Below are 5,844 nucleotides of genomic sequence, written 5' to 3'. Positions count from 1 at the left end.
GACGTGGTGGCGGTGCTGCTGGCGGAGACCGTCGACCGGATCCGGCCGCGCGACGTGGCCGACGATCGTGACATGCGGTCCATGCTCGCCGCCTACTCACCGCTGGGTGAGGCGGTCACCGAGGAGGTGCACGACGAGGCGATCACCGAGGACGGCGTTCCACGCCCCGAATACGTGGACGTGCTCAAGGCCGTGTCAGATCTGGGCCCCGACACCCTGTGCGACCGCAAGGAGAAGGTCGACGACAGTCTGCGCGACCTCGGCGTGACGCTGAAGGTCTACGGCAGGGACGAACCACAGGTGTTCCCGCTGGACGCGGTCCCGCGCGTCATCCCGGCGGACCAGTGGGCCCGGATCTCGGCGGGAATAGAACAACGGGCCCGGGCGATGGAGCTGTTCCTCCGGGACATCTACGGTCCCGGTGAGATCATCCGCGCCGGCATCGTCCCCGCCGAGGCCCTCGACCGCGCCCCGGGCTTCCGGCCCACCGGCCGGTCGGTCCCGGAGGGGGCGTTGCACGCGCCGGTGTGCGGCGTCGACCTGGTCTCCACCGCCCCCGGCGAGTGGGTCGTCCTCGAGGACAACCTGCGGATGGCGGGGGGTCTGGCCATGGCGGTCGCCCTGCGCGACCGGATCAGCGAGGGCTTCCCCGAGTTCGGCGCGCGGTCCGAGGTCCACGATCCCCGGGTCGGCCTGGAGATGCTGTCGGAGACGCTGCGTGCCGCCGCACCGGGCGGTGTCGACGATCCCGCCATCGCGGTGGTGATCGCCGAGGACGAGCGCGAGGCCTTCGACCTCAACAACGCCGCGGCGGCGATCGGCGGCGAGATCGTCACCCCGGACGAGCTGACGGTCGACGACGGCCGCCTCTGGCGGGCTCACGGTGGCGACCGCACCGCCGTCGACGTGCTCTACGTCCGTATGGACGAGGAGATGCTGCTGTCGTCGGCGGGCGCGGACGGAACGGTGCTGCGGCGCGGACTCCTCAGCGCGATGGCCGAAGGCGGCGTGGCCGTGGTGAACGCGCCCGGGAACGGCGCCGCGGACGACAAGGCGATCTACGCCCGCGTGCCGCAGATCATCGACTTCTACCTGGGCGAGAAACCCCTCATCGGCCAGGTCGAGACCTATGTCTGTTCGGACCCCGAGCAGCGCAGGCAGGTCCTCGACCGCCTCGGAGAACTGGTGGTCAAACCGATCGAAGGGTACGGGGGCTCCGGCATCACCGTGGGCCCGGAGTGCTCTCCCCGCGAGCTCGACGAGCGGCGGGACGAGTTGCGGCGGCACGGTGAGAGATTCGTCGCCCAGGAGGTCCAGTCCCTGTCCACACTGCCGACGTTCAACGGTCACGAACTGCAGCGCAGGCACGTCGACATGCGGGCGTTCGTCATGCTCCGGAGCGGGGCCTCGGGTGAGATCCTCGCCTCCGCCCCGCCCGTCGCACTGACACGCGTGGCCCCGGCGGGCACGATGGTCGTCAACGCCTCGAGCGGGGGCGGGGGAAAGGACACCTGGATCCACCGTGCATGACACGACCGAGATCACCGAGGAGGCGGAGTCGCTGGACCTCGCCGGCCCGCCCGACGACGCCGTCGGGGGGCCGGGAGAGATCCGGCACACCACCTCGCCCTGCCTGTCCCCGGACGGCTCGATGCTGGCGTGCGTGGTCACCGAGCGCACCGGCTACCCACGCGCGGTCCAACGGCCTCTCGGCCTCGGTGGCCTGGACGGGGCCGGTCCGGAACGCGACGTGGTCCTTCCCGTCAACGGACCGGTGCGACGCGTCGCGTACTCGCCCAGCGGCAAGTGGCTGGCCTGCGAGGTGGCCCCCGACGGTGGCGAGCGCGAGCGGATCTGGCTGGTCACGACCGACCCCGCGGACCGGGACGTCTATCCGATCGACACCCACGACGACGCCACCGAGCAGATCGTCTGCTGGGACGGCGATCTGTTGGCCCTGACCGCCTTCGACTCCGAGGGGCTGGCCGAGGGCAGGCTGGTGGACCCGGAGACGGGTGAGAGCACGATCGTCGACTCCCGGATGGGAGGCGCGCTCGTCCACGCCCGCGACGGGGCGGCCCTGTTCCGGGTCGGGGCGCGCGGCCACCGCGAACTGCTCCGCATCGTTCCGGACGGCCGGTGGTGGCCGCTCCTGCCCGTGGACACCGGGTCGACCACCGACGCCGGCGTGATACTCGACGCCGGCGGCGGTGACCGGCCCATGAGGATGATCGTGCGCAGTGATCACTCCGCGGACCGGATGGGACTGCTTGCGGTGGAGGCGGACGAGGAGTTCACGGAGTCGTGGCCGCTCGCCTACCGGGAGGACGCCGACCTCGATCGCGTCGAGGTGAGCCTGGACCGCACCACCGCCGTGCTGCTGTGGAACGTCCGCGGGGGACTGTCGGAGATCGAGGTTCTGGACCTGCGCCGGAGCCGACCACGGGTGATCGTCAGACCGCCACTGCCCGACGTGGTCGCGTCCTCGCCCACGCTCACCGCCGACGGGCGTCTGCTGGCGCTCACCGTCCAGAGTCTCGACCAGCCACCGCGCATCGTGATGTACGACGTGGAGCGACGGAGGTGGACGGGGGAGCCCCCGAGGCAACCGGACCCGGTCCCGCAGCTGGTCCGCTTCACGGCTCGCGACGGTCTGGAACTCTCGGGGTGGCTGTACCGCGCCGATCCGGCCGACGAGCCGACGCCCACGGTGGTCCACCTCCACGGCGGGCCCGAGGGGCAGTCCCGACCGGGGTACAACGACCTCGCCCGCCGGTACCTGGACATCGGTGTGACCTACTTCGAGCCCAACGTGCGCGGGTCCACCGGGTCCGGCCGCTTCTTCAGCCACGCCGACGACCGCTACGGCCGCTTCGCGGGGATCGACGATGTCGAGGACGCGCTGTTGCACCTCGTCGAGCAGGGCATCGCCGACCCCGACCGGGCGGTGGTCTCGGGCCGCTCGTACGGCGGGTACCTGGTCAACGCGACCCTGGTGCGGCATCCCGGGCGCTGGCGCGGGGGGATCGCGGCGTGTGGGATGAGTGATCTCCAGACCTTCTACCGCACCACCGAGCCGTGGATCGCCGCCGCCGCGTACCCCAAGTACGGCAACCCACTCCAGGAGCGTGAACTGCTCAGGGAGGCCTCGCCCCTGCACCTGTACCACCACGTGGACGTGCCCGTGCTCTTCGTCCACGGCGCGCACGACACCAACGTGCCGCTCAGCGAGACCGAACAGGCGGTCGAGGCGTTGCGGCGCCGCGGGGTACCGGTGGACGTGTTGCTCTTCGAGGACGAGGGTCACGAGTTCGTGAAATTGGCCAACAGGCAGCTGCTCGGGGACCGGGTGGTCGACTTCTGTCAGGAGGTGTTCGGTGTTCGGACGCAAGAAGGGTGACACCGCCGACGCGGGCGGGTTCGAGGGGCGACTGATCGGGTGGCGGCGCCACATCCACACCCACCCCGAGTTGTCCTACGAGGAGACCGAGACCACCGACTACATCGAGGGTGAGCTCCGGTCGATGGGGCTGCGGCCGACCCGGTTCCGCATCGGCACCGGCCTGTGGTGCGATGTCCCGGCCGCCGAGGGCGCCACCGCGACGGACGTCGTGGCCCTGCGCGCGGACATCGACGCGCTCGCGATGAGCGAGGACTCCGGCGAGTCCTTCGCCTCGGAGGTCGACGGGGTGGCCCACACGTGTGGCCACGACGGTCACACCGCGATGCTGCTGGGGGCGGCCGAGATGTTGGTCGCCGACCCGCCACCGCGCCCCGTGCGCCTGATCTTCCAGCCGGCCGAGGAGACCATGCCGGGCGGCGCCAAGGAGTGCGTCGAGGAGGGCGTGGTCGAGGGCGTGGACCGGATCCTCGCGCTGCACTGCGATCCGCACCGCCGCGTCGGCGAGGTGGGGGTGACGGGCGGCGCCATCACGTCGTCCAACGCCAAGATCGGCGTCACCGTCCACTCGAACGGAGGCCACACGGCGCGGCCGCACGAGACCCAGGACACGGTCTTCGCGCTGGCGCAGATCGTCACGGGGGTGACCGCCGTGGTGGACCGGACCATCGACCCGCGCTCGGGCACGGTCCTGACCTGGGCTTCGATCAAGGCCGGGGGGACGGCTCCCAACGTCATCCCCGACTCGGGCCAGCTGTGGGGCACCCTGCGCAGCGCCGACCGCGACGTCTGGGCCACGGCGGAACCCGTCGTCCGCGGGGCCGTCGAGTCGATCGCCGCGACGTACGGGCTACGCGCCGAGGTGGAGTACGTCCAGGGTGTGCCACCGGTGGTCAACGACCAGGCCTGCGCCGACCTGGCGGCGTCCGCGGTCGAGCAGGTGCTCGGACCGGACGGGGTGGGTACGGCCGTGCAGTCCAGCGGCGGCGAGGACTTCGCCTGGTACACCGAGGAGATCCCCGGCGTCTACCTGCGGCTGGGGGTGTGGGACGGGGAGTCCGAGGAGACCGACCTGCACCACCCCGGGTTCGTCCTGGACGAGGCGGCACTGCCCCACGGTGCCCGCATCTTCGACGCGTTCGCGCGGCTTCACCGCGGGGAGTGACGGAAGGGGGTATCAGAAGTGAGTGAGCACGAGCAGAGTGACGAGGGGACGTACTCGACCGTCGGACTCATGGCGGACCCAGGTGCGCCCGACAGGGTGGCGGCCGCGATCGCGGACGACCTCGCCGACGATCTGACCCGCGAGCTCGGGGGGAGGTGGCGGGTCGAGGTCGCCCGGGAAACACTCCCGCTCGGTCCGGACGGCGAGGTCCGACTCACCGAGCACGCACCCCGTCTGTTGCAGCAGCACTCGTGGGATTTCGTCGTCTACCTGACTGATCTGCCGAGCCGATCCGGCGGGGACCCGGTGTTGTACGACGTCAGGGACTCCACTGCCGCCGCGCTGGTATGTCTGCCGGTGCTCGGCGTAGTCCGGGTGAAGGCGAAGGTCAGGGCGCTCCTTCGTCGCCTGGTGAGGGCGGGCACTCGCCGGGACGGTGTCGGCCCGTCCGGTTCGGACGATCTTCCCCCCGCCACGTGCAGCGGGGCGATGAGCAGGATCCGGCTACTCGGAGGGATGGTGCTCAACAACAGGCCCACCCGGATGGTGACAGGATTAGCCGGTGTCGTCGCCGCCGGGGCGGGCACCGGCGCCTTCGGCGTCTTCTACGGCAGCATCGCCTCCCTGGCGGTGGCACTACATCCGATGCGGTTGCTGCTGATCGGCGTGCTGGGTGTCCTCACGCTGGTGTCCTGGCTGATTCTGCGCAACGGGATGTGGACCCGTTCCGATGACGAATTCGGACCGGGTCATCGGCGGATGGACAACGCGGCCACCGTGCTGACGGTCGGCGTCGGTGTGGGAATCATGTTCCTCGCCCTGCTGGTGGCGATGTTCGTGCTGGCCATCGTGGTGTTGGACGCTGGCTACCTCGAGACCCAGCTCGGGCGGGCCGTCAGTGTTTCGGACTACTTCCGCCTGGCGTGGCTGTCCACCTGCCTCGGGGCGTTCGCCGGCGCGCTGGGGTCGAACTTCGACGACGAGGACGTGGTCCGCGCGGCCACCTACAGTCTCCGGTGGCACGAACGCCGCACGATGTTCGACGACTATCAGCGGCGAGCCGGCGAGCGTCGGGAGCAGCGGGAGCGCCAGCGGATCGAGTCCGAGAACTCCGAGGACTCCGGGAACTCCGAGGGCCCCGGGAACTCCGAGGACTCCGGGAACTCCGAGGACGACGCGAACGGCGCCGGGGGGACGTCCACGGTGGAGGATGACCGCCCGAGAGGGTAGACAAGTCACATGACAGCCGCCCCGACCCAGATCGCGTCCCCGGCCTCCG

4 protein-coding genes are annotated in these 5,844 nt (G+C 70.9%); all 4 read left to right on the top strand.

All coding sequences use genetic code 11. The annotated features are described in order from the left end of the window. A partial coding sequence (locus tag IY392_RS13555) for a circularly permuted type 2 ATP-grasp protein (protein ID WP_194861493.1) occupies window positions 1-1,530 on the top strand: 1,530 nt, incomplete at its 5' end. Then, window positions 1,523-3,400: a S9 family peptidase gene (locus IY392_RS13550; RefSeq protein ID WP_107757808.1), complete on the top strand. Its 1,878-nt coding sequence runs from the start codon at window positions 1,523-1,525 to the stop codon at window positions 3,398-3,400. The genes IY392_RS13555 and IY392_RS13550, both read left to right, overlap by 8 nt. Then, window positions 3,378-4,565: a M20 family metallopeptidase gene (locus IY392_RS13545; RefSeq protein WP_107757807.1), complete on the top strand. Its 1,188-nt coding sequence runs from the start codon at window positions 3,378-3,380 to the stop codon at window positions 4,563-4,565. Before IY392_RS13550 ends, IY392_RS13545 begins: the two co-directional genes overlap by 23 nt. Before the next feature lie 18 nt (window positions 4,566-4,583). Continuing rightward, window positions 4,584-5,795 carry a hypothetical protein gene (locus IY392_RS13540; RefSeq protein WP_194861492.1) on the top strand — a complete coding sequence of 404 codons (1,212 nt, stop codon included), beginning with the start codon at window positions 4,584-4,586 and terminating at the stop codon, window positions 5,793-5,795. The last annotated feature ends 49 nt before the right edge of the window (window positions 5,796-5,844 follow it).

This window comes from Dietzia sp. SYD-A1, assembly GCF_015356725.1.
Classification (GTDB): domain Bacteria; phylum Actinomycetota; class Actinomycetes; order Mycobacteriales; family Mycobacteriaceae; genus Dietzia.
Note: the sequence above shows the minus strand (reverse complement) of the source record. Positions and strands in the feature narration are given on the sequence as shown.